At 72.2% G+C, this 26,481-nt stretch carries 20 protein-coding genes; 8 read left to right on the top strand and 12 right to left on the bottom strand.

Translation table 11 applies throughout. The features are described from left to right. Positions 1–4 precede the first annotated feature (4 nt). Together WMF24_RS43990 and WMF24_RS43985 are read right to left on the bottom strand one after the other, a co-directional pair. Positions 5–2,017, bottom strand: coding sequence for a hypothetical protein (locus WMF24_RS43990; RefSeq protein ID WP_437733461.1), 2,013 nt, complete (start codon positions 2,015–2,017; stop codon positions 5–7). 651 nt (positions 2,018–2,668) lie between these two features. Further along, positions 2,669–2,797: a hypothetical protein gene (locus tag WMF24_RS43985; RefSeq protein ID WP_437733460.1), complete on the bottom strand. Its 129-nt coding sequence runs from the start codon at positions 2,795–2,797 to the stop codon at positions 2,669–2,671. A gap of 76 nt (positions 2,798–2,873) precedes the next feature. Here WMF24_RS43985 and WMF24_RS43980 point away from each other — a divergent pair, with 76 nt between their 5' ends. Next, complete coding sequence (locus WMF24_RS43980; RefSeq protein ID WP_437733459.1) at positions 2,874–3,800, top strand: polysaccharide deacetylase family protein; 927 nt, start codon at positions 2,874–2,876, stop codon at positions 3,798–3,800. A 274-nt stretch (positions 3,801–4,074) separates the two neighbouring features. Here the strand turns inward: WMF24_RS43980 and WMF24_RS43975 are convergent, their stop codons facing one another. The 7 genes from WMF24_RS43975 to WMF24_RS43945 all read right to left on the bottom strand — a co-directional run bounded on the left by WMF24_RS43975 (position 4,075) and on the right by WMF24_RS43945 (position 12,991). Beyond that, a complete protein-coding gene (locus WMF24_RS43975; protein WP_437733458.1) occupies positions 4,075–6,036 on the bottom strand; it encodes a hypothetical protein in 1,962 nt (653 codons plus the stop codon). Between the two features lie 9 nt (positions 6,037–6,045). Beyond that, complete coding sequence (locus tag WMF24_RS43970) at positions 6,046–8,100, bottom strand: DCC1-like thiol-disulfide oxidoreductase family protein (protein ID WP_437733457.1); 2,055 nt, start codon at positions 8,098–8,100, stop codon at positions 6,046–6,048. Next, positions 8,097–9,197 (bottom strand): tryptophan 2,3-dioxygenase family protein, encoded by a 1,101-nt coding sequence (locus WMF24_RS43965; protein WP_437733456.1) that lies wholly within the window; start codon positions 9,195–9,197, stop codon positions 8,097–8,099. Before WMF24_RS43965 ends, WMF24_RS43970 begins: the two co-directional genes overlap by 4 nt. A 262-nt stretch (positions 9,198–9,459) precedes the next feature. Further along, the gene (locus tag WMF24_RS43960; protein WP_437733455.1) at positions 9,460–10,194 is read right to left on the bottom strand and encodes a hypothetical protein; all 735 of its coding nucleotides are present in this window, start codon (positions 10,192–10,194) and stop codon (positions 9,460–9,462) included. A 19-nt stretch (positions 10,195–10,213) separates the two neighbouring features. Further along, positions 10,214–10,726, bottom strand: a complete 513-nt coding sequence (locus WMF24_RS43955) for a hypothetical protein (protein ID WP_437733454.1) — start codon at positions 10,724–10,726, stop codon at positions 10,214–10,216. A 311-nt stretch (positions 10,727–11,037) separates the two neighbouring features. Further along, positions 11,038–11,373: a hypothetical protein gene (locus WMF24_RS43950; RefSeq protein ID WP_437733453.1), complete on the bottom strand. Its 336-nt coding sequence runs from the start codon at positions 11,371–11,373 to the stop codon at positions 11,038–11,040. A gap of 154 nt (positions 11,374–11,527) precedes the next feature. Beyond that, positions 11,528–12,991, bottom strand: a complete 1,464-nt coding sequence (locus WMF24_RS43945) for an MBOAT family O-acyltransferase (RefSeq protein ID WP_437733452.1) — start codon at positions 12,989–12,991, stop codon at positions 11,528–11,530. A gap of 156 nt (positions 12,992–13,147) precedes the next feature. On the opposite strand from WMF24_RS43945, the gene WMF24_RS43940 reads away from it, so the two are divergent. Genes WMF24_RS43940 through WMF24_RS43930 form a run of 3 tightly spaced genes read left to right on the top strand, consistent with a single transcriptional unit; the run spans position 13,148 to position 15,310 of the window. Then, positions 13,148–13,705, top strand: coding sequence for a hypothetical protein (locus WMF24_RS43940; protein WP_437733451.1), 558 nt, complete (start codon positions 13,148–13,150; stop codon positions 13,703–13,705). Between the two features lie 3 nt (positions 13,706–13,708). After that, positions 13,709–14,518, top strand: coding sequence for a polysaccharide deacetylase family protein (locus WMF24_RS43935; protein WP_437733450.1), 810 nt, complete (start codon positions 13,709–13,711; stop codon positions 14,516–14,518). A 48-nt stretch (positions 14,519–14,566) separates the two neighbouring features. After that, on the top strand, positions 14,567–15,310 hold the full coding sequence (locus WMF24_RS43930; protein WP_437733449.1) for a SirB1 family protein: 744 nt from the start codon (positions 14,567–14,569) through the stop codon (positions 15,308–15,310). Positions 15,311–15,434: 124 nt separating this feature from the next. Here the strand turns inward: WMF24_RS43930 and WMF24_RS43925 are convergent, their stop codons facing one another. After that, on the bottom strand, positions 15,435–17,213 hold the full coding sequence (locus tag WMF24_RS43925; RefSeq protein WP_437733448.1) for a hypothetical protein: 1,779 nt from the start codon (positions 17,211–17,213) through the stop codon (positions 15,435–15,437). A 179-nt stretch (positions 17,214–17,392) separates the two neighbouring features. On the opposite strand from WMF24_RS43925, the gene WMF24_RS43920 reads away from it, so the two are divergent. From WMF24_RS43920 to WMF24_RS43905, 4 genes are read left to right on the top strand one after another with little or no spacing between them, the layout of a single operon-like run. After that, on the top strand, positions 17,393–18,946 hold the full coding sequence (locus tag WMF24_RS43920) for a serine/threonine-protein kinase (RefSeq protein ID WP_437733447.1): 1,554 nt from the start codon (positions 17,393–17,395) through the stop codon (positions 18,944–18,946). Then, positions 18,943–20,001, top strand: coding sequence for a hypothetical protein (locus WMF24_RS43915; RefSeq protein ID WP_437733446.1), 1,059 nt, complete (start codon positions 18,943–18,945; stop codon positions 19,999–20,001). The genes WMF24_RS43920 and WMF24_RS43915 overlap by 4 nt, the downstream gene beginning before the upstream one ends. Positions 20,002–20,013: 12 nt before the next feature. Beyond that, the gene (locus tag WMF24_RS43910; protein WP_437733445.1) at positions 20,014–20,655 is read left to right on the top strand and encodes a peptidoglycan-binding domain-containing protein; all 642 of its coding nucleotides are present in this window, start codon (positions 20,014–20,016) and stop codon (positions 20,653–20,655) included. Between the two features lie 27 nt (positions 20,656–20,682). Then, positions 20,683–22,986: a hypothetical protein gene (locus WMF24_RS43905; RefSeq protein ID WP_437733444.1), complete on the top strand. Its 2,304-nt coding sequence runs from the start codon at positions 20,683–20,685 to the stop codon at positions 22,984–22,986. 79 nt (positions 22,987–23,065) lie between these two features. Here the strand turns inward: WMF24_RS43905 and WMF24_RS43900 are convergent, their stop codons facing one another. Then, on the bottom strand, positions 23,066–23,464 hold the full coding sequence (locus WMF24_RS43900; RefSeq protein ID WP_437733443.1) for a PAAR domain-containing protein: 399 nt from the start codon (positions 23,462–23,464) through the stop codon (positions 23,066–23,068). Between the two features lie 4 nt (positions 23,465–23,468). Then, positions 23,469–26,381: a type VI secretion system tip protein TssI/VgrG gene (gene tssI, locus WMF24_RS43895; protein WP_437733442.1), complete on the bottom strand. Its 2,913-nt coding sequence runs from the start codon at positions 26,379–26,381 to the stop codon at positions 23,469–23,471. Between the last annotated feature and the right edge of the window lie 100 nt (positions 26,382–26,481).

Here is a 26,481-nt window from a genome sequence, read left to right as displayed (position 1 = left end):
TCGCTCAGCGCTCTTTGCGGCAGGCCCCGATGTTCGGCGAGGAACTGCCGTATTGCTCTATGACGCAGATGATGGAGAGGTAGTTCCCGGGGATATGGCTGCCACGGAGCAACTCCCCGATGTAGTCCCTCCAGGCGGCGCTCCCCACGCACGGCTTGCCGGCCCTGTGGCAGGCGCGATCGGTCACGTTTTCGATCTCGTAGAAGCAGCCGTTCGCCTTGTCAGAGCACCTCTTGAGATAGGCCGCGTGCTCCGCCTCCAGCGAGCGTTGTGTGTAGTTCTTGTCCTTGTTCGCGGGGCTGTAAAACTCGCCGGTCCACCACGCGATCCCTTCGGGCGCGGGGCACGCGCCGACGGTCACGGGCGTCTGCCAGCACCCGTAGGCCCAGTCGTAGCTCGCGTTGAGCGCGTCCCGGGACGCGGGCGTCGCGTTCGCCACGCGCTCGTTCACCCACCTGTAGAGCCCGTACCGGGCCGCCTGATCGCCGTTGGCGTTGATCTCGTTCGTGAAGTACGTCCGCTCCTCGCCGAAGACACGCCCGCCGTCCAGGTTCGTGCGGCGCGGGTTGCTCTTCTTCCCGTTGCCGACGGCGCGATTGAGGATGTCGTTGAGCGGGTCGCTGAGGCCGGCGACGACGGTGAAGGCGAGCGACGCCATCGTCTTGGCCTCGGCCTCTCCCGGGTCGCCGCGGTACACCTCCTCGTAGAGCGACGTCGTTGTCTGAAGCTCTGCGTCGCTCGGCTCTCGCCCGAACACCCAGAAGAACAGCTGCGCCATCCTGGCGCGCCCGGGGCCCCAGCACCCGATCTCCAGCATCCGCGTCGGGCTGGCCGGCGCGTTCGGGTCGACGAAGAGATACGGCACGGCCGCCCTCGGGACCGACTGCGCCGCCGGCGCCCCTTCGGCGAAGAAGCTCGCGGCCCTCGGGCACGTGAAGCGGACCAGCGATTTGCCGCCGTCGAGCTGGAAATAGCGCGCCGAGGGCGACTGGTCGGCGGTCTGGAAGACCTTCACGTTCCTGTCGCACGCGAGGTGCGGCTGCCGGTCGGGGTCCGAGGACGTGAAGCGCGGATCGCTCGTCGAGAGCTCCTCCAGCGTCGCGGCGGGGTCGAAGCCGAAGGCCTGCTTCATCATGTCGGCGTTCGAGCCGCAGTCGATCGCGTAGCCCTTCCCGCCGGCGATCAGGTAGGGCGTCACGCGCGTCCTGATCCCGGTGAAGGGATAGCGAACCAGGTAGAGCTCCGCCTCGGCGGTGTAGCTCCTCTCGCTCGCCTGCTGCGGGAGGTCGCGGCGGGCCCGCGGGAGCGCCTTCCCGGTGCTCGAGTGGCAGTTGATGTCCCGCGTGGCGATTCCCTGCGCGTTCCAGACATCGAGGACGGCGCGGTTGACGGGGATGCTCACCTGTTCGAGGTTGCTGCCGTCCGCCTTCGTCCACGACAGCGCCGAGAGCAGGTTGCTGCAGCCGACGCTGTAGATCGTCCCGGGGTCGTCTCGGAGCCGGAGGTAATACTCGGCCTCGCCCTTCCCCAGATCGGCGTCGACGCGCCGGTAGACCTGGAAGATCTGCTGGCGCGTGACGTTGGGATCGGCGTCGCAGCGCAGCGTATGGATGGGGACTGGCCCGCCCGCGTCGCGCTCGAGGTGCATCTGCATCGTATCGAACGAGTCGTAGAAATCGGCCTGGTTCAGATCGAGCGTCCGCGGATACCCGAACCCCTCCAGGATCGGTCCGTAGTTCGATCCGCAGCCGATCTGGAATATGACGTTCGGCTTGTTGTCCTTGAAGCTCACGACGACCGGCACTTCGCGCGGCAGGTCGTCGATGAGGTCCGGATTGTCGTAGACGATGACCTCGGTCACGTTCGCGGCGATGGTCGCCGCCGCGGACGTGTCCGCAGTCGCCTCATCGGCCTCCGACTGCACCTCGCTGGCGCAGCCAGGCACCCAGCCCAGCGCCCAGCACGCCAGCAGCAGACCCCCTCGAACCAGCGACCTGTGTGCTCTTTGGTGGATCATTCCTGTCATGTTCATCCCCGCGCACGCATGGAGGGCGCGCCCGCGCGGCGTGAATCGCTCGATCCGCGCGCTTGCCATGAGCACCAGCGGGCGGGCTCTTCACGACGGTCCCCCGCTTGCTCGCTCCATGAATGCTGCCGGCCAGCGGGTCCTTCACGAAATCGTTGATCGACGACCCGCGCGAATCTGTTCCGCCCGCGGTCCGCGCGATTGTTCGTGAACGAGATCGAGGACTTCGCCTCGTCCGTCGCCTTCTCTCCCACGCGCTGTCATCGTCGAGCCGTGTCGAGGCGAGGTGGCGTGACGGACGAGCTCGGGCGACCGGCGAGGCGCTTTACACGAGGCCGACGCGCCCCTCGGTGTGCTCCAGCAATCCCGTGTTGTTACAAAACGTAACGCGACGCCCGGTCGACGCGGCCGTCGCCCCTTCGGCGAGCGACTCATTCGCTGCGCCGATCCACATACATCTTGATCAACTGAGCGCATTGCGGGAATCTTTGTCGCCATGTCGAAGCTCTCCCGATTGCGCCAGCTCAGTAAATTTCCTGCGTCATCGTCACTCGCGTTCAGCGCGCTGCTGCTGTTAGGCGCGCTACACGTCAGCGGCTGCGGCGACGACGGTGACGGTGGTGGCTCCGGCGGCGGCGGTGGTCAGCCGACGACGGACGCCAGCAGCACGACGGGGAGCGCCTCCTCCAGCGGCAGCGGTACTGGCGGCGGCGGCACCTCGGGGTCGACGAGCGGCACCGGCGACGCGAGCACGAGCACCGCGACCGGCACGGGCGGCGACGGCGCGGGTGGCGGCGGAACGGGCGGCGGCGGAACGGGCGGTGACGGAACGGGCGGTGAGGGACCGATGGTCGAGTCTGGCCTCCCGACGCCCCCCGGCTCCGACAACGTGGCGAAGCCGTCCGGCGCGCCCGGCGGGTTCAAGGTCATCGACTGGGCCGGCTTCGCGGGCGCGGTGTCGTACTCGTTCGACGACTCCAACTCGAGCCAGATCCAGAACTTCGAGACGCTGAACGGGCTCGGCGTGCCGTTCACCTTCTACCTCCAGACCGGCAAGAACGAGTCGAACGATCCGGTGTGGCAACGCGCGCTGGACGCCGGGCACGAGCTCGGCAACCACACGCAGAGACACTCGAGCGAAGACGACGGCTCCGACACCGACGCCGCGACGCGGTTCATCGAGAGCAAGTTCAACATCAAGGTGTACACGATGGCGGCGCCGAACGGCTCGCCGACGTACACGAACCTCGCCAAGACGCGCTTCATGATCAACCGCGGCGTGGCCAACGCCCTGATCGCGCCGAACGACTCGACCGATCCGTTCACGCTTCCCAGCTACATTCCCCCGCAGAACGCCTCCGCGTCGGTGATGAACGAGCAGGTCACGAGCGCGCGGAGCGCCAAGCGGTGGCGCACCTTCTGCATCCACGGCTTCAACGGCGGCAGCGACCAGGCCTATCAGCCCATCCCGCTCCAGGCCTTCGTCGACCACGTGAACCACGTCAAGGGACTCGGCGACGTGTGGATCGACAGCATCCTCAACGTCGGCGCCTACTGGCTCGGCCAGAAGGCGGTCAGCTCCGGCACCAACATGAAGAACGGGGACGAGACGACCATCACCTGGCGGCTCCCCGAGCACTTCCCGACGGGCAAGTACGTCCGCGTGACGGTCACCGGCGGCACGCTCAAGCAGAACGGCGTCGCGCTCCCCTGGAACCCGCACGGCTACTACGAGATGGCGCTCGACCCGAAGTCCGTCACGCTCTCGCCGTGACGTGAGCCGCCCGGAGCCCCGCGCCGCCACCGGCGCGGCTCCGGGCGCAGCCGACCCCGCGTCCGCTCACGCCCCCCGCACCCCGCCCCCGGCCCGCCGCAGCGCGACGCCGCGGCGGCCCCGTCTCCGTCAGAGCGACAAACGGGTTGAACCCGCCTGAAACGAGCAGAACTTCGAACCGCCAAGACGCCAAGGGCGCCAAGACATTGTCTTCTTCTTGGCGTCCTTGGCGTCTTGGCGGTTCATCTCTCGCTCGCTCAACGCGATCGTTGTTCTAGTTCCCCGCGCTCTCTTCCTTCTTCACCGGGGGCAGCGCCGGCATCCCGGGCCGCGGCCGATACCCCGGCTTCCGGTACGACAGGATCGGGATCGCCTCGTTCTTGTACGGCGCTCCCTCGCCCGGCCTCGGGCATTGATCCCGCACCCAGTAGACGTCGAAGGCGATGATCTCGTCCTCCGGCCGCCCGGTGCGCTCCGGGTACCTGAGCAGGTAGTCCTGGAGCCCGGGCTTGCGGAACGCCTTGTTCCTGTCGAGCCGGATCCGGTTGAAATAGTCCTGCCGGATCTGCCCGAGCCCGAGCCCCCGCGCGTCGGAGAGCTCGAGATCCGGCGCCTGCCCCGTGAACGGGTCCACGTGGCGCCCGTCGATGGTGAGGGCGTCGACGGTGAGCGACCCGTCCTCGGTGATCGGGTTGGGCGCGAACATCCCCCACCCCTGGAGCAGGCGCGGATAGACGATCGTCGCCTGCACGAGCTTCGGCTGAGCGTGCTTGAGGAAGGCCGGCACGCTCTTGTTCTCGTTGATCGCCTGGCTGACCGCGCAGAGCCCCAGGTACGCGACGAGCGCCTCCCGCGCGACGACCCTGCCGCGGGCGAGCTTCTCCGAGAGCGGCGACGGGCTCTCCGCCGCCCGCGCGCGCGGCCGCCGCGTCAGCCCGAAGAACCGGGCGATCGCGTCGCGCCGCCGCGACGCGATCCCGAGCAGCGCGCCCGGCGCACCGAGGGCCAGCGCCCAGACGACCGGCCGCGCGAAGCGGCCCCCCGGGAGCGCCTGCAGGATCTCGCGGAGCGCCTCGGCGCCCTGGAACACCCGGCCGCCCGACGGATCGCGCACCACGAACAGCTCCGGCCGCGGCTCCCCGGCCTCGCCGCCCTCCCCGGCCGCCGCCGCGCGCGCCTCCTCGAACCGCAGCAGCTCGAGGCCGTCGAGCCGGACGAAGAGGCGCATCAGGGCGAAGGCGAGCGGCGAGCTGCCGTCATAAACGACGACCCGGGGCGCCGCGCGGCGGCGGTACCAGCGCTCGAGCGCGTCCCAGTGCTGCGCCGTCGGGAGCAGGAACGACCAGCCGATCATGAACCACGAGAAGGGGCCGAGGCGCATCATCACCCCGAACGAGCCGTGGAGCGCCCACATCCCGCCCATGGCGAGCGCGCGCGTGAAGCGGCGCCCGTAGGGCGAGAGGATCCACGGAACGAGCAGCGCCTCGAGGACGAGGACGCCCCAGGTGAGCCCCTTCTTCGTCCAGAGCGGGAGGTACTCCCGCGCGACGACGGCGAGCCCCGTCACCATGCGGTCGAGGTGCAGCACGTAATGCACCGTCTCGCCGCGGCGCCAGATCTGGCCTGATTTGTTGACGACGTTGAAATAGTAGATGGTCGCCAGGTTCAGGATCGCGAGGAGCACGATCCCCGAGACGTACGGCTGCTCGGCCCACGCGGGGCGGCTCCTGTCCGCGAGATCGGCGGCCGTGCGCTCCTGCCGCTCGCGGTAGGAGCGGAGGAGCGCGTCGACGGAGAAGCGCCTGCCGGTCGGCATGAACATGGCCCAGCAGGTGATGAGGTTCACGACGACATAACCGCCGTTCTCGATCATGACCATCCGGTTGTCCCTGCTCGTCACGAGGAGAAAGGACAGGATCGAGAACAGCCGCGTGTGCCAGCCGATGAAGAAGCAGAAGAAGCAGAAGAGGGAGAGCGCGAACGCGACGTGGACCTCTCCGATCGACGAGAACGCGTGATAGAGGCTGAAGTTGAACCCGCTGCTCGGGTGGAAGAGGTGATAGTGGTTCGTGAGCACCCCGTCGTTGCTGTAGATCCAGCCCGCCTCGGCCCAGTGGCGCAGGCAGTCGGCCACCAGCAGGGCGCCGAGCACGAGCCGGAACAGCCCGAGCGTGCGGACGTCGATCGTGCAGTAATGCTCGCGGATCCATCGCCCGACGCGCCGTAAGCGGCCCATGCGAGCGCCTCAGTTCGGCTTGTTCGGGCGCAAGAGGCCGGGCGACAGGGGCGGGATGCGGTCGCCGAGCCGCCCCGCGCCGCCGCGCGAGTGCGAGAACAGCTTGTCCCGCTCGACCTCGCCGGACGCGGCCTCGCCGGGCGCGGGGATCGGCGCGGAGACCCAGTAGGCGTCGAAGCCCGAGAGCGACATCTCGCGCCCCCCGTCGGCCGAGAGCGGGCCACCCTTCGCGAGGTAATCGCGGAACGCCCGCTGGAAATCGACCCACTCCGGCTTGCGGATGCGGTCGAGGTAATCGGACCAGAGCTGGCCGAGCCGCGTCCCCGGCTGCCCCGCGGGCTCTAGCCGCGGCTCCTCGCCGGTGAGCGGGTCGATCGGCTGCGACGCGCGCGTCTGGCCGTCGATCACGAACAGCCCGTTGCTCCGCGGCGGCTCGGGCGCCATCACGTCCCACCGCGCCAGCATGCGCGGCCACGACGCCACGCCCGCGAGCACCGGCCCCTGCGGGATGGCGCCCGCCCCGGGCAGCGGGTTCTCCTTCGCCGTCTGCGCGAGCATCGCGGCGAGCACGACGAGCACCGCCGCCTCCCGCAGCGACCCCAGCGCGAGCCGCGCCGTGCGCACAGCGGGCGCAGGCCGGTCCGGCGCGGCCCCCTCGTCGTCGCCGTCCGCGTGGCTCTCGTCGAACAGCGGGATCCCGCACGCCTGCTTGCCGAGCAGCATGCTGATGTGGTGCCGGCGGGTCGCGACCACCTCGTAGAGCACGTCGAGCACGTGCGAGATGCCGGGCAGCTTGAGCGGCAACGCCAGCCACCCGAACGGCAGCGCCAGGAGCCCCTCGGTCACCGCGGCGCCCTTCCGGTAGACGCGCCCCTTGCGGTCGATCGCCAGCACCGTCTGCTCGACGAGCTCCGCCGTGACCTCCTTCGGCATCTGCACGCGCTCGGTCGCGCCGGTCTGGTTGCGCACGAGCAGCTCGTCGAGCGCGCCGTTGCCCTGGAAGGCCACGTGCCCGCGCAGGTCGAGCCGCTTGATCAGCCGGCACAGCGTGAGACAGAGCCCGCAGTCGGCGTCGTACACGAGCGTCCGCGCCCGCCGCTCGTTCCAGGAGCGCTCGTACACGTCCCAGAGCTCGCCCGGCACGACGAGCGGCGCCGCCGCGGCGAGCGCCCAGCCGAAGAGCCCGAAATCAAAGAAGAATCCGATGATGAGGCCGTGCGCCACCATCAGCGCGGCGGCGAGCCCGCGCGTCCAGCGGAAGAGCGCGGGGAATCCGGGGAAGAAAAGCAGCGCCGGGATGGCGAGCTGCATCGCCCAGGTCCCGAGCGTGAGGCCGCGCAGGGTGCCGAGCGGCACGGCCTCGCGGAGCCAGGCGCCCGCGTCGCTCGCCCAGCGATCGACGTGGAGCGCGTAGTAGAACGCCGTCCCGTCGCGCCACGCCGGGCCGCGCTGCTGGAGCGCCGTGCACAGGTAGATGAGGGCGAGCTGCAGGAGCACGGCCAGCGCGGCGAGCGAGGTCGGCGACCAGCCGGGGAGGCGCTCGGCCGCGATCTCGGCGTCCGGGACCCTCGACCTGTCGTTCAGCTCCGTGTCGCGCTTCTCGTCGCGGAGCGAGAGCGAGGCGCGCAGGCTGTCGATCGAGAGGCGGCTCCCGCACGGCAGGAACGCGGTGAACGCGAGGATCGCGATCGCCGCGTAGTTGCCGGCGTTCTCGAGCAGGATGTTCCGCGACGTCAGGCTGACGAGCACCAGAAGCGACAGGAGGTGGAACACCCGCGTCCGGAAGCCGATGAGGAACAGGGCGTAGACGACGAGCGCGAGCGAGAAGGCGAAGTGCGCCTCTCCCACCGTCGAGAAGGCGTGGAAGAGGCTGAAGACCTCCTGCTTGCCGCGGAGGTTGAAGAGGTGGTTGTGGTTCGGGAGGACGCCCTCGTTCGAGTAGAAGTCCCGTATCCACCGCCACCGCCCGAGGAGGTCGGCGATGAGGACGAGGGCGAAGGTGATACGAAAAAGCCCGAGCGAACGGGCGTCGATCCGCAAGAAATGATCGCGAAGTGATTTCACGGAGAGTCCTCGACCCGGAATCCGTAGTCCGATGCGTGCTCGAGCTCGGGGACGCTCGGCTGGCGCAGGAGCAGGGAGCGCACTGTCCAGAGATCGCCGAAGACGCGGTAGCGCAGCGCGGTCTGGTCGAGGTAGTCGACGCCCGCGGAGCCGCCGGTGCCGGTGCGGCGGCCGATCACCCGCTCGACCATCCGCGCGTGGCGCTGCCGCCAGATGAGCATGGCCTGCTCCATCTCCAGGATGCGGTCGAGCACCTCGCGCGGCCACGCGAGCCTGGGCAGCTCGCGGTAGCTCTCGATGAAGACGATGGCCGCGCGGATGGCCCGGCGCTTCTCGCGGGTCGGCGCGTCGGCGTCCGGGTCGTCCTCGGCGAGCAGGAACGCCTCGGCGGCGGCGTTCTCCGCCTCGTAGCGCGCGCGCAGCCGCTCGACGTCCGCCGGGGTGAGCGCCTTGTCGATGGCGATCTGCACCCGGCGCTCGTTCTCGTCGCGCATCGATCGCATGTAGTTGCGCAGGAAGCGCAGGACCGCGCCCGGCTCGTTCGCGCCGTCGATGGGCGTGCGCGAGAGCCACTCGTAGAGGTAGTGCTTGAGGCTCGGCCCGCTCGCGAGCCGCGCCTCGAGCCGGCGCGTCGCGGACGACGGCGAGCCGTCCGCTGTCTTGAGCGCCTCCTTGTAGCTGCCCTCGCGGCCGAGCGGGATCCGGACCGCGTCGTCGAGGCCGAGGAGGACCTCGATCTCGCGGAGCTGCGCGGACTGGAAGCCGCTCGCGGGGATCAGGCGATCCCGGAAGTCCAGGTAATCGCGCGTGGTGAGCGTCTCCATCACCCGGAAGTGCTGGATGGCCTGCTCGAAGATGGTGACGACCCGCCGGAACGAGCGCGCGGCCGAGGCGAGCTTCTGATCGGGCACGGGGTTCTGGCGGAAGAGCTCGCGCGCCGAGGTGAGCTCGCGGAGGATGAGCTTGAACCAGAGCTCGTAGATCTGGTGGACGACGATGAACAGGGCCTCGTCGTTGCTGACCTTCTGCTCGTCGTCGTCGAATCCGCCCTGGAGCGCGAGCAGCTCCTCGACGTGGATATAATCCCAGTAGTTCATGTGGTTGACGATCGCGGGACCGCCGCCCGGGGTGGCCCGCGCCGCTTGCCCGCTGCGAGCGCCGCGCCGGCTCCCGCGAGCGGCGCGGGGAGTCTACTTCCCGCCCCCCCGGAAACGGAAGCGCGCCGGCACCGTCGGCAAGGAAAGCGCGCCCGGTCCGGGAAGCGGTTTCATCCGACGGGCGCGCCTTCCAGGACCGCGCGGCGCGGGGTGCGCGCTCACGGCGGGCTCGCCGCGCCCGGCGGCGGCGCGGGGTGCGCGCTCACGGCGGGCTCGCCGCGCCTGGCGGCTCGACCGGCGTGCGCCGCACGCCGTCGGGGCCCATGTCGAAGGGCGGCGCGTAGCTCTTGAGCTCGGCCTTCTCGTAGCTCGCGCCGCTCGCGGCCTCGAGGGCCACGACGCCGACGTCCGGGCAGAACGTCGACACGTAGCGCGCGGGCCTGTCGCCGAGGCGCTCTTCCACGGTCTGCACGCACCCGGTGAACCGGCCGGCCGGCACCTCGACGGCGGCGTCGACGGCGGCGATGCGCGCGCGGCCGCCGTGCTCGCCGGTCCACGTGGTGCCCGGCGCGATCGGCTCCTTCAGCACGAACACGCCCGTGTCGCTGCGGACGACGCCCTCGCCGGTGAACTCGAAGCGCTTCACGCCCGAGGGGAACCTGAGCTCGCCGCGGCGCGCGTCGGCGCGGTGCACGCGCGCGACGAGGAGGCCCTGCCCGCCGCCGTCGCCGAGGGTGACGTAGTGGTAGACGTGCCCGTCGACGAGCGGGAAGTACCGCTCGGCCTGCGTGCCCGAGGAGGCGCCCTTCTGCCCGTCGGCCGCCGCGTTCCACGCCGTCGGCGGCGCCGCGTCCGGGGCGCCGGAGCCGCCGCAGCCGAGCAGCGCGAGCGCGAGGGCAGAGAGCGAACGCGCGAGGGAGCTGCGCGCGAGGGAGCTGCGCGCGAGGGAGCTGCGCGCGGCGGGGCGATCTGAGGCGCGCTCGATGTCGGTGCTCACCGCGCCGCCTCCTCGGTCCTCACGGGGCCGTGTGGCTGTGAGACCAGTACCAGAGCGACAGGAATGCGAGCAGCGCCGCGGCCGCGACGAGCAGGGCGACGGCGAGCGGGTCGGGGTCGACCCGGCGCAGCAGCGCCCGCGCCGCGCGGCGGATCTCGTCGCGCTCGCGCTCGTGCTGCTCGTCCAGGTCCTGCGTGGACTTCACCTCGTCGCGAGCGCGGTAGGGGTGGTCTTCCTCCGGAGGCTCGCTGCTCGGCTTGCTGCGCTTGATCTCCTCCGTCAGAAGCCGCCTCGCGCCTTCCCGGACGAGCGCGTAGTCGCCGCGCTCGAACGCCTGCTCGAGGCGCTCGATCTCGGGGTGGCGAGAGCGCGCCGGCGCTGCGTCGCCGGGGCGCGACGCCCCCTTCTCGCCGCGCCGCTTCCCGCGCTTCTTCGGCTGGCGCCGCGGCTCGACGTCGGCCTGCGCGTCCGGCGGCGAGCTCGGATCCGGCTCGGGCCGGGCGTCGGTGTCGGCCTGCTCCGTGTCCGTCACGTACAGCTCTCGGTGGTGATGAAGGCCATGGCCGAACCCCCGCGGCGGAGCCCCGGGCCGGCGCAGGCTACCTCATGCCCGGCCGCGCGCGCCCCGAAAAAGGCCGGATGCGCCGCGGCCCACGCGGCGCCGGCCTGGTACCCCGGTCAGAAATCCTGCCAGGGCCCTGCCTCGCGAGCGGAGAGATCCCAACGCAAAGACGCAAAGGCGCCAAGGCGCAAAACTACAATAATTTCATGCCTTTTTGCGTCTTTGCGCCTTTGCGTTGAAATCTCGCTCCGGATCTGGCCCGGACTCCTGGTGCGTGCGGCCTAGGGCAGCCGGTCTCGCTGCCGGTCGACCTCGGCCGGATCCGGGCGGTCTCTCCAGGGGACCATCGCCTCGCCCTCGCCGTGGACAACGCAGCGGAGCGCCTCGCAGGCGGCCCGGTAGTACGCCTTGCGGCCGCAGCCCACGGCCTTGTACTGGCCGCCGAGCTGCTCCTCGATGCGGACGTCCTTGTCGGGGCAGTCGAGGTCGGACGTCGCGCGCGCCCGGACCATCGGCATCGCGTTCGACGGCACGTTGGCCACGGTGCATGCCGGCGAGAGCGCGCCGGCGACGAGGGCGGCCAGGGGGACGAGGGCGGCGAGGATGGACGGACGCACGGCATGAGCCTAGTGCACGCCTCCGCCCGGCAGCGCGAGAAATGCACCGACAATGGAACCTCGGGGGCCCGTGACGCCCCGTGAAGACGAGCGCGGCCCCCCGACCCCGGTCCCCGCGGCGCCCGCCTGCGCTCGTCGGCCCGCCGGCTCCAGCTCAGAACTGGAAGTACACGAACGGCACGGCGGTCGCGCTCGCCGCCTCGTGGAGCCCGATCGCGACGAGGAACAGCAGCGCGCCCTGCATCGGCGCCGGCGCCGCCATGAACGACGCGCGGGCGCGCTCGTAGAGGCGCTCGGGCACGTAGTGCGACAAGAGCGCGACCCCGAGCAGCGCGAGGAGCACGGGCGGGAGGTTCGGGTGGAACGTGGTCAGCGTGCCGATCTGCCGCAGGATGAGCACGGCCTGCGAGAAGCTCGGCGCGCGGAAGAAGATCCACGCGAAGCAGACGTAGTGGAACGTCAGCAGCACGCAGAGCGCGCGGACGGCGAGCCCGCCCGCGGCCGAGGTGGACGGCGCCGCCCCCGCCGCGGCCGCGCGCCGCTGCCGCGCGCGCTGGAAGGCGCGCGTCACGGCGAGCCCGAGGCCGTGGAGGAAGCCCCAGAACACGAAGGTCCACGACGCCCCGTGCCAGAGGCCGCCGAGCACCATCGTGATCATCAGGTTGCGGTACGTCGCGAGGTCCGAGCCGCGGTTGCCCCCGAGCGGGATGTACAGGTAGTCGCGCAGCCACGTCGACAGCGAGATGTGCCAGCGGCGCCAGAAATCCGCGAGGTTGTGCGCCTTGTACGGCGCGTCGAAGTTCTTCGGGAACCGCACGCCGAGCAGCAGCGCCGAGCCGATCGCGATGTCGGTGTAGCCCGAGAAATCGCAGTAGATCTGCGCGGCGTAGCCGTAGACGCCCGCGAGCACCTCCAGGGCGGAGTAGTTCTCGGGCCGCTCGAAGACGCGATCGACGAGGTTGACCGCGAGCTGGTCGGACAGGATGACCTTCTTCACGAGGCCGACCGCGACGAGGAACAGCCCCTCGCCGCCCTGCTCGCGCGTGAGGCTCGGCGCGCGCTCGAACTGCGGGAGCAGGTCGCGCGGGCGGACGATGGGGCCGGCGACGAGGTGCGGGAAGAAGGCGACGAAGAGCAGGTACCGGAGGTAGCTCCGGTGGGGCGGCAGCTCGCCCCGGTAGACGTCGATGACGTAGCTCATCGACTCGAACGTGAAGAACGAGATGCCCACCGGCGGCAGCAGCACCCGGAACGCGGCGTCCACGCTCGTCGGCTCGCCCGTGAGCAGGGCGTGGAGCGCCGCGGCGTTCTCGATCGCAAAGTTCCAGTACTTGAAGAACCCCAGGAACCCGAGGTTGAGCGCCACGGTGGCGATGAGCATCGCGCGCCGCACCCTGGGCCGCGGCTCGCGGGCGATCGCGCGCGCGAGCAGGAAGTCCACGGTCGACGAGGCGAAGATGAGCGGCAGGTAGCGCCAGTCCCAGGCCGCGTAGAACCCGTAGCTCACGATGAGCAGGAACACGAGGCGCGCGCGGATGCCGGCGAACCGCGCGAGCGCCCACGATCCGACGAAGACGGCGGCGAAGAACTCGGCGTAGCGAAGGGTGTTGAAGAGCACGACGGGTCGGGGCCCGGGCCGGGCGGCCGCGCCCCCGACGGCGGGCGCCCCCCCGGGCGGAGAGGGCGCCCTCTACCACGGCGCGCGCCGCGCGGTTGAGGTTGCGGCGCCGCCCCCTGTTGAACAGCGCCCGGCGCCGTGCCAAGGATGGAGCTGATGCTGGGTCGCCTGATCCTCGGGATTGTGAAGGGGCTCATCGTGGGGGGCTTGCTGGGGTTCGGGCTCGCAAAGCTCGGCTTCGCGGCGCCCATCGCGGTCGTCGCCTACCTGGCCGCGGCGCTCGCCGGGGTGCTCGTCGGGCTCGTCGCGGGCAAGCCCATCTGGGCGAAGGACGCGAAGATCGAGGCGGGGATGAAGGCCTTCGTCGGGGCGCTGCTCGGCGCCGGCCTGATGTACGCCGCGCGCCGGTGGCTGACGATGCCGGTGCCGGTGCCGCTCGGCGAGCTCGGCGGCGCGAACCTGTCGCTCGGCGAGGCGGCGGGGAGCACCGGGACCTTCGGCGGCCTCGCGATCACGTCGCTCGCCGCCATCGCCGCCCTGCTCGGCGGCTTCTACGAGGCGGACAACGACCCCTCGGACGAGGCCACGCCGGGCGCGAAGCCGGAGGCGAAGGCCGCGGCCGGGGGCAACAAGCGCATCGCCGCCTCGCCCGCGGTCGACGATCTCGAGGACGACCTCGACGTCGAGCCCGAGAAGAAGCGCGCCAAGAAGTAGCCCGTGCCGGTCGCGCGGGCGCTCCTCTACGCAGCATCGGCCGGCGCGCTCGCGCTCGTCGCGCGCTCGCTGCTCGTCGCGCCGGTGCCGTTCGCCGTCGCGTGCGCGGCGGTCGCCGGCTACCTCGCGCTCGTGCTGTGCGGGGTCTTCTTCCTCGGGCTCGGCATGTTCGTGGACGTCGTGAAGCGCGGCCCGCCCGGCGCGCGCGGCGTCGCGCTGACGTTCGACGACGGGCCGAGCCCGGAGCACACGCCGCGCGTCCTCGATCTCCTCGACGCGGCGGGCGTCAAGGCGACGTTCTTCGTCATCGGGCGCAAGGCCGAGGCGCACCCCGAGCTCGTGCGCGAGATCGCGGCGCGGGGTCACGCGATCGGGCTGCACAGCCACGCGCACGACCGGCTCTTTTCGCTCCGCTCGGCGCGGTACGTCGAGCGCGACCTCCGGCAGGGCCTCGACGTCATCGAGCGCGCCACCGGCGAGCGCCCCTCTTTGTTCAGACCGCCTGTCGGCCACACGAGCCCGCGCATCGCCCGCGCCGTCGACGCGCTCGACCTCGACGTAATCGGCTGGTCGGCGCGGGGGTTCGACGGGCTGGGCGGGGCGAGCCCGGAGCGGGTGGCGGCGCGGATCATCCCGGGGCTCCGCGACGGGGCCATCGTGCTGCTCCACGATGCGGCCGAGCGCGACGACCACGCGCCCGCGGGGGTGGCGGCGCTGCCGCGCATCCTCGAGGCGATGAGCCGGCGCAACCTGGCCGGGGTCCGCGTCGACGCGTGGCGCGACGAAGGCGCCGGGGACGACGCCCTGGCCTAGACCAATTCTCACAGGTGGCGCTACGCTCCGTGTCCGATGGCTGCGCCGGTGAGTCTGACGCTCTTTGCGCATATCGCGGCGAGGCCGGAGGACGAGCTCGACCTCGCCGAGGCGGCGCTCCTCATCGACGACGCCGCGTACCCGGGCCTCGACATCCCGCACTACCTGGGCGTGCTCGACCGGCTCGGCGGCGAGGCGCGCCGCGCGATCGAGCGGCCGTCGCGCGCGCCCGAGGCGACGCCGGGCAGCGGGCCCATCGAGGCGCTGCTGCGCTGGTTCTACGGCGATCTCGGGTTCCACGGGAACACGGGGGACTACTACGACCCGAAGAACAGCTACCTGCACGAGGTGCTCGATCGCCGGACGGGCATCCCGATCACGCTGGCGGTGGTGCTGATCGAGGTGTGCGGGCGGGCGGGCCTCGAGGCGCAGGGCGTCTCGTTTCCGGGGCATTTCCTCGTGAGGACGCCGGTGCGCGGCGGCGTGCTGCTCATCGACCCGTTCGAGGGCCGCCTGCTCGGCCGGGACGACCTCCGCGCGCTGCACACCCGCGCCACGGGCGCCACGCGCGATCCGGACCCGCGGCTGCTCGTGCCGGCGCAGAAGCGGCAGATCCTCGTGCGCATGCTGAACAACCTGCGATCGATCTACTCGAGCCGATCGGACGCGTCGCGGCTGCGCGGCGTGCTCGAGCGGATGCAGGTGCTCGCGCCGTCCGACGAGCTGCGCAAGGAGCTCGACCAGCTCGGCGGCGAGCGGCCGTGGCCGTCGTCGGGGCGCGAGGTGAACTGACGTGGGCTGACGTCGCGCGGGAGAGCGCGGCGGCGCGGGAAAGCGCGGCGGCACGGGAAAGCGCGGCGGCGCGGGAGAGCGCGACGGCGCGGGAGCGCGACGGCGCGGGAGCGCGACGGCGCGGCTACTCGGGCACGCGCTCGTGCGCGCCGATGTCGATGCCGTCGCCGAGCACGCGCGGCAGGCCGCCGTAATCGGTGAGATCGGTGAGATCGAATGGAGGCAGCGTGGAGGCGCTGCCGCCGAGCGCGTCGGTGCCCGCGTTCGCGGCGGGGCTGTCCGGCGAGAGCGAGAGGTCGCCTGCGCCGACGAGCAGGGGATCCGCCGTCGTGCCGAGCGCCTCGGGGACCGCGCCCGCGCCGCCCCAGAAGACGTTGTGGCTGCCCACGAGGCCGACATCGTCGGCCGGCGTGACGACACCCTCGTCGTGGAAGCAGAAGTACGGCCCGCGGTTCGGGGCGATGATGTTGTTGCGGACGTGGATGGCCTCGCCGCCGGGCACGGGCGAGGTGGCCGGATCCTCGCGGCGGAAGGCGCACTGGGGCTGGTGGAGGGTGTTGTTGAAGAAGAGGACCTCGGCGCCGTGGGTGCTCTCCTTCGGGAGGATGAGCGCGTAGGGGGCGCCGTCGAGCACGTTGTTGAACACCGCGACCCGGCCGATCGGGCTCGTGTTCGACGGAGGGCACGCGTTGCCCGCGAGGTCGAGCAGCGGGGTCGCCCGGACGCGGCTGCCGTGGAGGCGCACGTCGAGCGCCCTCGTGGGGTCGACCCAGACAGGCGCGCTCATGCCCTGGAACTCGCAGAACCCCACCTCGGCGACGGCCCTTGTCGCGTGGCACGTGTGCACGCCCGACGTCTCGATGCCGGTGAACGTCGATCCGAGGACCGTGAGGGCCGCGACGTCATCGCGCAGGTAGATCCCGTCGGCCCCGAGGCGGTCGAAGCCGCAGCCGACCACGCGGAGGCTCTCGGTATCGCGGACGAGACCGCCGACGCCGGCGTCGGTGAGCACCAGGTTGGCGAGGACGACGTGGCCGGCGTCGGCGACGCCGAACGCCACGTGGCGGAAATCCGCGTCCGCCGGCACGTCGAGCAGGCCGAGGCGCGGGCGCTCGCCTGGATGACCGACGACGGCGATGGGGCGATCCGCCGTGCCGGGGCGCGCGAGATCCGTGAGGGGCAGGGCGCACGCGATCGCCTGACCGGCGTCATCGACGCCGCACGTGGAATCGCCCGGGTAGTCGCCCTCCCGGACATAGGCCACATCGCCCGGCGCGAGCACGCTGGCGAGCTTGCCGAGCGAGGCGCAGGGCGCCGCCTCCGCGCAGTCCGGGCTCTCGTCGTCCCCGCCGCTGGCGTCGACGTACCGGATCGACCCGGACCGCACCGTGAACGGGACCGGATCGCTCGCCACGCCGCCGCGCCGCACGACGATGTCCGCGGCGCCCGGGGGCGCCTCGGGGCCGATGCGCACGACGATGACGTCGAGCGCGCGCGCGACGTCGTCGTTCGATGCGCCGTCGCGCGCGAGGACGGGCGCGAGGGGCGCGCCGTCGAAGGTCACCTCGGGCGCGGCGCCGCCTTCCTCGACGAGCCGCACGCCGTACAGGGTGACGTAGGCCCCCGCCGGCCCCGACTCGAGATCGGTGAACAGCACGCGCGGCGCGGTGGGCGGCGCGGGCGCGGCGCCGCCGCCTCCCCCGGTGCCGCCGCCGCCTCCCCCGGTGCCGGCGCCGCCTCCCCCGGTGCCGGCGCCGCCTCCCCCGGTGCCGCTCGCCCCGGCGCCGCTTCCTCCGACGCCGGCGCCGCCCTCTCCGGGATCGCCGCCTCCTCCGCCCTGGCCGCCGACCCCGGCGGGGCGAGGCTTGCCCTCATTCACGCCGAGGATCTCGGCACAACCCATCGTGCCGAGACCGGATACACACAGGGCGAAAGAGGCCGCTCGATGTCCTCGAGATCGACGCATCGCGCCTATTTACCATGCGCGGTGTCTCCGTGTGCCTGACAGAAACCGCTGTTATCCCCCTCCACCCCCCTGTAGCCTCCAGAGAGCGAATGTCCGGAGGAGCGACGGGGAGCGGCATGGCAGGCCTCGAGGTGGCGCCCGGCAGCGTGCTCGCGGGCAAGTACCGCGTCGAGCGGGTGCTCGGGCAGGGGGGAATGGGCCTCGTCGTCGGCGCGTGGCACCTGCACCTCGACGAGCCCGTCGCGATCAAGGTGCTCCGCGACGAGCTCGCCGGCGATGCGGTCATCATCGAGCGGTTCCTGCGCGAGGCGCGCGCGGCCGCGAAGATCAAGAGCCGTCACGTCGTGCGCGTGACCGACGCCGACCGGCTCCCCTCGGGCGCGCCGTACCTCGTGATGGAATGGCTCGACGGCCGCGATCTCGCGTCGATCGTCGAGCGCGAGGGGCCGATGGATCCCCCGCGCGCGGTCCGCCACGTCATCGAGACGTGCGAGGCGCTCGGCGAGGCGCACGCGCTCGGCATCGTCCACCGCGATCTCAAGCCGAGCAACCTGTTCGCGGCGCGCCAGCCGGACGGCTCCACGTGCACGAAGATCCTCGACTTCGGCATCTCCAAGCTGCTCGGCGAGGAGCTGACGCGCACCGAGGTCGCCCTCGGGACGCCGAGCTACATGGCGCCGGAGCAGATGACGTCGGCGCGGAGCGTGGACGCGCGCGCGGACATCTGGGCGCTCGGCGTCATCCTGTACAAGCTCGTCACGGGCACGGTGCCGTTCCGCGCGTCGACGCCGTCCGAGCTCGGCATGAAGGTGCTCTTCGGCGAGCCGACGCCCCCCGAGCAGGCGCGGCCCGATCTGCCGCCGGGGCTGGCGCAGGTGATCCTCCGCTGCCTGCAGCGCGAGCCGGCGCGGCGCTTCGCGACGGCGGCGCAGCTCGCGGCGGCGCTCGCGCCGTTCGCGTCCGCCCAGCCGGCGGTGCCGGAGGGCGCGATGGGAGCGCCGGGCAGGCCACCGGAGGGCGCGGCGCCGGCGCTGGGCGGGCCACCGGAGGGCGCGACGCCCGCGCTCGCGCCGGCCGCGGCGGCGACGCCGCACGTGACGACCGCGAACGGAACGCCGCCGCAGCAGGGCGGGCCGGGTCGGCGGGCGAGCGCGCCGCCCCAGGACGCAACGCCGAGCCCGACGACGGCCGGGGGGCACCCGGCGCGCGGGCCGGGGCGCGCCGTGGTTGCGCTCGCCGCGGTCGCGCTCGCCGCCGGGGCCGTGTTCGCGTTGTGGGCGCGCCGGGCGCCGTCCGGGCCCGGGCCCACCGGCGAGTCGAGCGTCACCGCGGCAGTCCCGGAGCCGGCCGCGGCCGCGTCGGAGCCCGCGCCCACGGCGGACCCGCGCCCGACGCTCACGCCGAGCGCGCCCGCGAGCGCGGCGCCCAGCGCACCGTCGACCGCCGCGCAGCAGGAGCCCGCGGGCGCTGCGCAGCAGGAGCCTGCGGCCCCGGTCGGCGCCCAGCAGGCGCCCGCGACCGCCGCACCGCGCGCGCTCGCGCCCGCTCCGCCGCGAGCCCCCGCGCCCACCGCTTCCGGCGGCCGCCGGGTGGTCGCCCCAGGCGCCACGTCCACGCAGCGTACGCCGCCCGATCCGGCGGAGAATCCGTTCGGAGGGAGGCGCAAGTGACGCAGCGGACGGGACCCCGGTGGCGCACGCGCTCGCAGGTCGCGGCGCTCGCCGCGGCGGGCACGCTCGCGGTGGCGACCGCGCTCGCGGCGGCGCCGGCCGCAGCGCAGCCGGTATCGGCCCAGGATCAGGCTGCCGCGCAGGCGCTCTTCGATGAGGCGCGCGCGCTCGCGGCGGCGGGCCAACATGCCGAGGCGTGCCCCAAGCTCGAGGAGAGCCAGCGGCTCGATCCCTCGATCGGGACACAGTACTACCTCGCCGAGTGCCTCGAGGGGCTGGGCCGCACGGCGAGCGCGTGGACCCTGTACGTGCAGGTCGGGGATCTGGCCGAGGCGGCGGGCCAAAGCGCGCGCGCCAGCTACGCGCGCGAGCGCGCCGAGCTCATCGCGCCGTCGCTCGTGCGCCTTTCGATCCGGATCCCCGACGCGCTCCGGTCGGTGCCGGATCTGCGCGTCGAGCGCGACGGATCGCTCGTCGGCCCGCCGCAATGGGGCGCCGCGGTGCCGGTGGATCCGGGGCGGCACACGATCGTGGTGACGGCGACCGGCAAGAAGCCGTGGCGCCGCGAGGTCGACGCGAGCGCGCCGGGCACGACGGTCGCCCTCGACGTGCCGCCGCTCGAGGAGGCGCCCGGAGCGCCGGCGGCCGCCGCGGCGACGCCGCCTCCCGCGGCGGCGCCGCGCCCCGCGCCGCCCTCCGCGGCCGATGCGGCGCGCTGGCCGGCGCAGCGGGTGCTCGGCCTCGTCGTGGGCGGCGCGGGACTCGCGGCCGCCGCGGTGGGCGCGGGCTTCGGCATCCATGCGATGGCCAAGCGCGACGCGTCGAACGACGGCCACTGCGACGCGCAGGACGTCTGCGATCCCGAGGGGCTCCGTCTGCGGGGAGAGAGCCTCGACGCAGCGCGCGTCTCGACGATCGCGTTCGTCGGCGCGGGGCTCGCCCTCGCCGGCGGCGCGGTCCTGTTCTTCACGGCCCCGTCGCGCAGCGAGCCCGCCGCCGCGCAGGTCGGCGTGTCGATCGGGCCGCTCGGCGCGAGCGTGGTGGGGCGGTTCTGAGGTGATTCGACCATGACGATCCATGTCGTTCGGCAGGGCGAATATCTCGATCAGCTCGCGCACAAGCATGGCTTCGACGCCGAGGAAGTCTGGAATGACGAACGAAACGTCGAGATCCGCGAGCGGCGTCCGGACCCTTCCATGCTCGCGCCGGGTGATCATCTCTGCATCCCTGCGACGGCACGCCCCGGAACGCCGGTCGAAGCGCGCGCGGTCAACCGTTATCGCGCGCGCGTGCCGATGGTGGAGATCGCCATCGCGCTCGGCAGCGGCGGCGTCGCGCTCGCCCACGAGCCCTATGTGATCGAGGGCCTGCCCGGCGGCGCACAGGCAGGACAGACCGACGACCGCGGACAGGTGCGCTTCCGCGCGCCCATCACGACCCAGGAGGTGACGCTGGAGCTCGTCAACCGCGGCGTCGTCCACCCTGTCCGCATCGGCCATCTCGATCCCGTCAACGAGGACAGCGGGGTGCGCCAGCGCCTGCGCCACCTCGGCTATTTCGGGCGCTGGATCGGCCGCGGGGAGCCGCCGCTATCGCACGAGCGCGACGCCCGTGCCATCAGGGCATTTCAGCGGGATCACGGCCTGGAGGTGACGGGGTACGCAGATCGGTCGACGCGCGAGAGGCTCGTCGACGTGCACGGGAGTTGAGGTGATGTCGCACGCAGGCCACGGGTCATGACGCACCGAGCCCCCCTCGCCGTGCGTCGCTGGCCCTACCAGACGACGCGGTTCGACGCGACCTTCGAGGAGATCGGCGCGCGGTATGGAATCTCCTACGGGGAGCTGGTGTCGGAGAACCCAGGCACGCTGGAGCTTTCTTCGGACACGGAGCACCCGGTCCCGCGCGCGGGCATGGTCATCTACCTGCCGCTTCCGCCGTCTGTGATGGATCACGAGTGGGAGCGGTATTCGGTCCGGGCGGGTACGACGCTCGCAGAGGTGGCGCGCACCAGGAACGATACGGCCGTGCGCGCCGCTGCGATCGCGACCGCCCCGCGCGATCGGGATCCCCGGACGGACTACCGGTCCACGGGACCACGAAGTTCCGAATTGACGCCTGAGTTCCTGTGGGAGCACGTTCTCAACTGCCACTTCCGGAACCGCTACCTCGAAGACAACGTGCGCCACGGGTCCATTTCGGCCGACGTGCCGCCGGAGCAGCTCGGCGACGTGCGCTTGAGGGTCGACTCCTTCCTGATGATCCCGTGGCCGCTCCGCGCGATCGGCCGACCCATCCACGCAGCTCCGCTCATCCAGTACGAAGCGAGGCCGTTCGGCAACCCGACGAGCTGCTCGACCTGTGTGTCCGTCGACGATTGGGTGGATGAGCTCTACCTCGACCACCTCATCCCGATGGATGAGCTGATACGATCGCTTCAGCGATGCAATCAGGACTTCAGCGCGGGGGTCATGAGGTACCTCCAGCAGCTGAAGCACCTGCACGTCGCCGAGATCCTCATCCGCGTGATGGGAGAACAGCCCGGCGCGCCGAACGTGGATCCTTTGCTCGATCCGCTCGGCGAGCTCGTCCGAGGGCTCAGCGATGCCTTGGACGACCATCCGACGGTGCGCGCCGTCTTCCCTGGCCTCACCAGCCGCCGCGCCAGGATCGCTGCGGCTCTCTGGTCGAAAGTGCAGTCCCACCGCTTCAACGAGCTCTCGGAGAGGGCGTACATCGAGCACGACGTCGTCGTGAACGAGACCGAGACAGTGCGCGAGCGCATCTGCGGGATCGTGGCCGACGCCTACGCCCAGCTCTCGCAGGTCCCGGAGTTCGAGGAGAGGGTCGGGGAGGTGATCGAGCGCGCGCTCGAGCGCCACATGTCCGACGGACCGGCTGCACGGTCGCGGATCAATCCCGTGCGCGGAGACAACGCGCTCGAGACGCTGATGTCCCTTGCGGCGTCGGACGTCGGACTTCCGTCGGATACGGCAGCGCGCTTCCTCAGCGCCGCCGCCGCGATCGGAGCGATGGGCACCACGATCGTCGGCAACCTGCCGGGCCCGCCATCCGTGGCAGGCGCGATATTGCAGATCACTGGCCTCCGCGATCTACGTCATATCCACGTCGTCCGGCCCGGGATGAGCCTCCCCTTCCGCGAGCCACCCCACGTCACCCGCCGCATCCGCCAGCTCGCAGCGTACGCGCAGCTCGAGGAGAGCCAGTTGCGAGCGGACATCATGGCCGCGCGCAGCCTCGATGACGTCGAGGACATCGCGGACCGGATCAACGGCCGCTTCCAGTCAGGCCGCGGGTGGTGCTCTGCGCTCGCGGTCGTGAGCCTCATCGGCCTGGTCAGCACAGGGCTCAGCATGCCCGACGAGCCGATGTCGTGGTCGTCCGTGAGCTCGTACGTGTACTACGCGCAGCTCGCCTCAGGCGGAGCGAACACGGTGTCGAGCGTCATCGGGATGTTCGTGCGCTTCGGCGAGAGCGGCGGATGGCAACGAATCGCGGGCGCGCTCGGCCACGTGAGCGCGGCGATCATGATCGTCGCGAACGCCGCGAACGCGATATACCTGATCTTCGTGGAGGACCGCGTCGCGGACGGCCTGTTCGCCGCCGCCCTCAGCGTCGGAGGCGCCATGGTGCTCTTCGGCGGACCGGCGGTGGCCCTCGCGGGCGCGGTCGTCATCGCGGGCACGACGATCGCGCAGGTGATCTTTGACATGCTCCAGGACTTGCCCGAGAGTCGCCGCGCCGTTCTCGCCCTGCTCGAGGAATGCAAGGAGCAGTCGTTGGTCGCCCGCGTCCTCAGGCACAATGGGGCGCTCAGAAGGCGCTACGAGGGTTTCGAGCGGCTCGTGCGCGGCAGCGCGGCCTTCGTCCCAGTGTACGTGGGGCTCATCGACTCCACGAATGTCCGGCAGCGACTGAGGGACATGCGCGTCTCGGAGTCGGTCATCGAGGCATTCACGACATACCTCGATCCCCGGAGCATAGCGCTGACGGGAGATCCGCGGGCCTTTGGGCTGTAAAGCGGTCGGTGTCCCTGGTCTGATCGTGCGTGCTCGAACAGCACGCGTCGCCGGACGAGCTACCTGCCGCGACCGACGCTCAATCCCCGATCACCACCGTGCTGCTCGCCACCACCACGCGCCCCACCGGCGCGTCCGCCGGGTCGTTGCACGTCAGCGCCGTGTCCCCGTCGCGCGCCGCCGGCTTGTCGTCGATGAGCACCGTGGCGCTCCCGGTCTGAACCGTCGCCTCGTTCGACGGCGGCCGCTGGAACGTCCCGCTCGGCGCCACGTGCGGCGGCACGTTGTGCGCCTGGCTCCCCTGCACGGCGGCCGCCTGCTCGTCGATGAGCACCGTCGCGCTCAGCCCCGCGTCGATGAGCCCCTCGAACGAGAGCGGCGTCGGCGTGGGCACCGCCCCCGAGGCCGAGGGCACCATGACGATGTGCGTGTCGGTCGCGGAGACGCGATCCCCTTGCTTGGCCGCAGGCTTGCTCATCGCGCTACTCCTGCCTCACGTCGACGAGCCCCGGGAAATAGACCTCGCCGCCGCCCTCGAGCTCCAGCACGGCGCGGCCGTCCTCGTCGAGCACGCCGGCCACCTCCGAGCCGTCCTCGAGCGCGACGCGGAACGGCTGGTTCGGGATCGGCTGGCCGTCCTCGTCGCGGAGCTCGATGACCGTCGGCTCCACCCGGCTCTCCTCCACCGTGTCGCTCGCGCTCTGCGGCGAGTTCAAGAGGATGCGGCTCCCCTCGACCGCCGCCTCGGACGACAGCCCGATCCCGGCCCCCGACGACTTCAGCAGGATCTGGTCGGACACCGCCTGGATCTTGCTGTCGGCCTGCGCGCGCAGCTCGCCTTCCATCAGGCGGATGCGCGCGCGGTCGCCCTGCAGGACGATCTCGGGCGAAGACACCTGGATCTTGCCCGCGGTCATCCGGATCTCGCTCTTGCCGCAGCGCAGGACGATGCCCTGCTCGGCCTCGATCTCGACGGTGTCGCCGGACGAGTGGAGCTTCCCCTCGACGTGGGTGACGTGCGACCGCTTCGCCTCGGCCTTGCCGACGACGCGCACGAAGTTCCCCGCGATGCGCTCGATCACGTCGCTCTTCGCGAGGAGATCGTGCTGCCCCGCGAGCTCGGCGCGCGAGCGGCCGCCCACGTGGACGCTGCGGTCCTGCGCGACGTGCTCGCTCGCGTTCCCCTGCGTCCGCGACGACCGGTTGCCCTCCACGTGGAGGCGATCGTCCTCGTCGACCCGCGTCTCGCGGCTCCGGCGGACGCGCGCGTGCGCCTCGCCGTCGACGCGCAGCCGCTGATCCCGCGCCACCGTCATGAGCTCGTCGCGATCGACGTGCGCGATGCGGTCGTTGCGGACCGCGATCTCGAGGTCCTTCTGGGCGTGCACGTACACGCGCTCCTGCCCGGCCGCGTCCTCGAACCAGAGCTCGTTCGCGCCGCCGGCCCCTGGCGTGCTCTGCGTGCGGATGCCGCTGCGCGTCGCGTTCTGCGGCAGCGGGAACGGCGGCGGGCTCGTGCCGTTGTAGACGCAGCCGAGCACCAGCGGCTTGTCGGGGTCGCCGCCCTCGAAGGTCACGACGACCTCCATCCCCACGCGCGGGATGAACTGCGTGCCCCAGCCGACGCCGGCCCACGGCTGCATCACCCGCACCCAGCACGAGTCGTGGCCGGCGGCGCGGCGCTCGCGGTCCCAGTGGAAGCGCACGCGGATGTGGGCGCCCGGGTCCGTGTGGATCCCGGTCGCGCCGCCGCCCACCACGGTCGCCGTGAGGCAGACCTGCACCGAGCGGCGCGGCGGACGCTCGGGCGGGTACGGCACGTCCGACGGGACGCACTCGAAGCGGTTCGTGTACGTGCGCCCCGTGTGCCCGGGCGACGTCGGGGCCCACCCCTCGTGGACGACGGCGATCGGCACCCAGCCGCGGTTGAGCCGCGCGATCTCGTGGTCCTCGAGCTCGAAGCGGTGCCCGGGGGCGAGCCAGTGGCAGGCGCTCTCGCCGGAGGCGACGTCCCGGCCCCGGCGGGCGCTGCGCAGGATGCGGTCGGGCTCGCCGCGCTCGTGGTGCCAGTCGGGGAACAGGAAGCTGCTGTGGTGCTCGTAGATCTCGCCCGGCCGCTCCACGCCGCCGAGCCCGTCGGCGATCTCCAGCCCGCCCCGGCGCGCCGCCTCGATCCCGTGCTCCGCGAGGCCGCCGAGCGCCCCCGCGGCGTCGGGTTGCTGCAGCGCCTCGGCGCCGACCTGCGCGACGCCGCCGAGCGCCCCTGCGGCGCCGCCCCGCGCGACGTCGCCGAGCGCCCCTGCGGCGCCGGCGAGCAGCGCGCTCTCCCGGGCGTCCCTCGCCGCGCCGAGCACCACGTGCGGCCGCCGCGGATCGTACGAGCGGAATGCGGCGGAGCGCGTCGTGACCTCGCGGCCGCGCGCGAACGCGAGCACGGTGTCCTCGCCCGGCCACTGCAGCGCGCCGGCGTCGGGCCGCACGTGGAGCACCGCGCCCGCCCGCCCCTCGGGCTGCGGGAGCCCCTCCGGCGGCCTCGGGAGCCCCTCCGGCGGCCTCGGGAGCCCGTCCCGGAAGTGGGAGACCGGCATCTCCGGCGCCGGCGCGTCGCCCAGCGTGAGCGGCGGGTACCAGGCCGCGCTGTCGGTGAAGACCATGACCTCGCACGGCCACGGGAGCGCGGCGCCCTCGAGCCACCCGGCAGCGGCGCCGCCCAGCGCGCCCAGCGCGGCGCCTCGCCCTGCGTCCACCGCCGCGCCCAGCGCGCCCAGCGCGGCGCCCTCGGCCTCGCCGCCCAGCGCGAGGCTCCGGGCGTATTCGAAGATCGCCTGGGCGCCGAAGCCGAGCGGCGCGTCCGGATCGCCGGCGCGCTGCTCGAAATGGAAGCCGATGCCGTGCTCGGCGGTCAGCCGCAGGATGAAATCGAGATCCGTCTCCTCGTACTGCGTGCAGTACTCGCGCGCCGGATATCGGCCCTCGAGCCGCCAGCGCGAGGGGATCATGTATTGTCGCAGGATCGCGCGCACCACCTCGTCGACGCGCACGTTCTGGAAGACGCGCGAGTTGCGCCGCAGCCCGAGCAACCAGGCGCGCGGCGCGAGCTTCACCTGGTACTGCGCGGCCCGCGTCGTCTGCGTCCGTCGATACCCGTCCGCGCGCGCCGCGGCGATGATGCCGTGGAACGCCCGCCGCCTGTCGCCGTGGCGGATCTCGAGGCGGGCGGGGCTGCCGGGGGCGCGCTCCTCGAGCGCGACGTCCTCGGCCTCCGTCGTCACGTCGATGGTGAGCTCGTACAGCCCATTGAGCAGCTCCTGGCCGCGGAATGCGTGGACGGTGAGCGGGGCATCGGGCAGATCGCCGACGCGCAACGAAAAGACGTGATCCGGCCGATCGCTCATTCGCGCCGCACGATATCCCAGCGAACGCTCGTTTCGAAGCGCGGACGAAGGCCGCGCCCGCCGTTCCCGCCGGCCCGATTCCGGCCCGATCGCGCGCGCT

Source organism: Sorangium sp. So ce1335 (genome assembly GCF_051521615.1).
In the GTDB taxonomy this organism is placed as follows: domain Bacteria; phylum Myxococcota_A; class Polyangia; order Polyangiales; family Polyangiaceae; genus Sorangium.
The sequence above is the reverse complement of the archived record's forward strand: the minus strand, read 5'-3'. Positions and strand labels throughout refer to the sequence as shown.

Excerpts from the sequence above, each read along its gene's own strand:
- WMF24_RS43975 (WP_437733458.1), bottom strand. The coding sequence starts at position 6,036 with ATGGGCCGCTTACGGCGCGTCGGGCGATGGATCCGCGAGCATTACTGC.
- WMF24_RS43910 (WP_437733445.1), top strand. The coding sequence starts at position 20,014 with ATGACGATCCATGTCGTTCGGCAGGGCGAATATCTCGATCAGCTCGCG.
- WMF24_RS43925 (WP_437733448.1), bottom strand. The coding sequence starts at position 17,213 with ATGGGTTGTGCCGAGATCCTCGGCGTGAATGAGGGCAAGCCTCGCCCC.
- WMF24_RS43965 (WP_437733456.1), bottom strand. The coding sequence starts at position 9,197 with ATGAACTACTGGGATTATATCCACGTCGAGGAGCTGCTCGCGCTCCAG.
- WMF24_RS43940 (WP_437733451.1), top strand. The coding sequence starts at position 13,148 with ATGCTGGGTCGCCTGATCCTCGGGATTGTGAAGGGGCTCATCGTGGGG.
- WMF24_RS43905 (WP_437733444.1), top strand. The coding sequence starts at position 20,683 with ATGACGCACCGAGCCCCCCTCGCCGTGCGTCGCTGGCCCTACCAGACG.
- WMF24_RS43980 (WP_437733459.1), top strand. The coding sequence starts at position 2,874 with ATGGTCGAGTCTGGCCTCCCGACGCCCCCCGGCTCCGACAACGTGGCG.
- WMF24_RS43920 (WP_437733447.1), top strand. The coding sequence starts at position 17,393 with ATGGCAGGCCTCGAGGTGGCGCCCGGCAGCGTGCTCGCGGGCAAGTAC.
- WMF24_RS43990 (WP_437733461.1), bottom strand. The coding sequence starts at position 2,017 with ATGATCCACCAAAGAGCACACAGGTCGCTGGTTCGAGGGGGTCTGCTG.
- WMF24_RS43900 (WP_437733443.1), bottom strand. The coding sequence starts at position 23,464 with ATGAGCAAGCCTGCGGCCAAGCAAGGGGATCGCGTCTCCGCGACCGAC.
- tssI (WP_437733442.1), bottom strand. The coding sequence starts at position 26,381 with ATGAGCGATCGGCCGGATCACGTCTTTTCGTTGCGCGTCGGCGATCTG.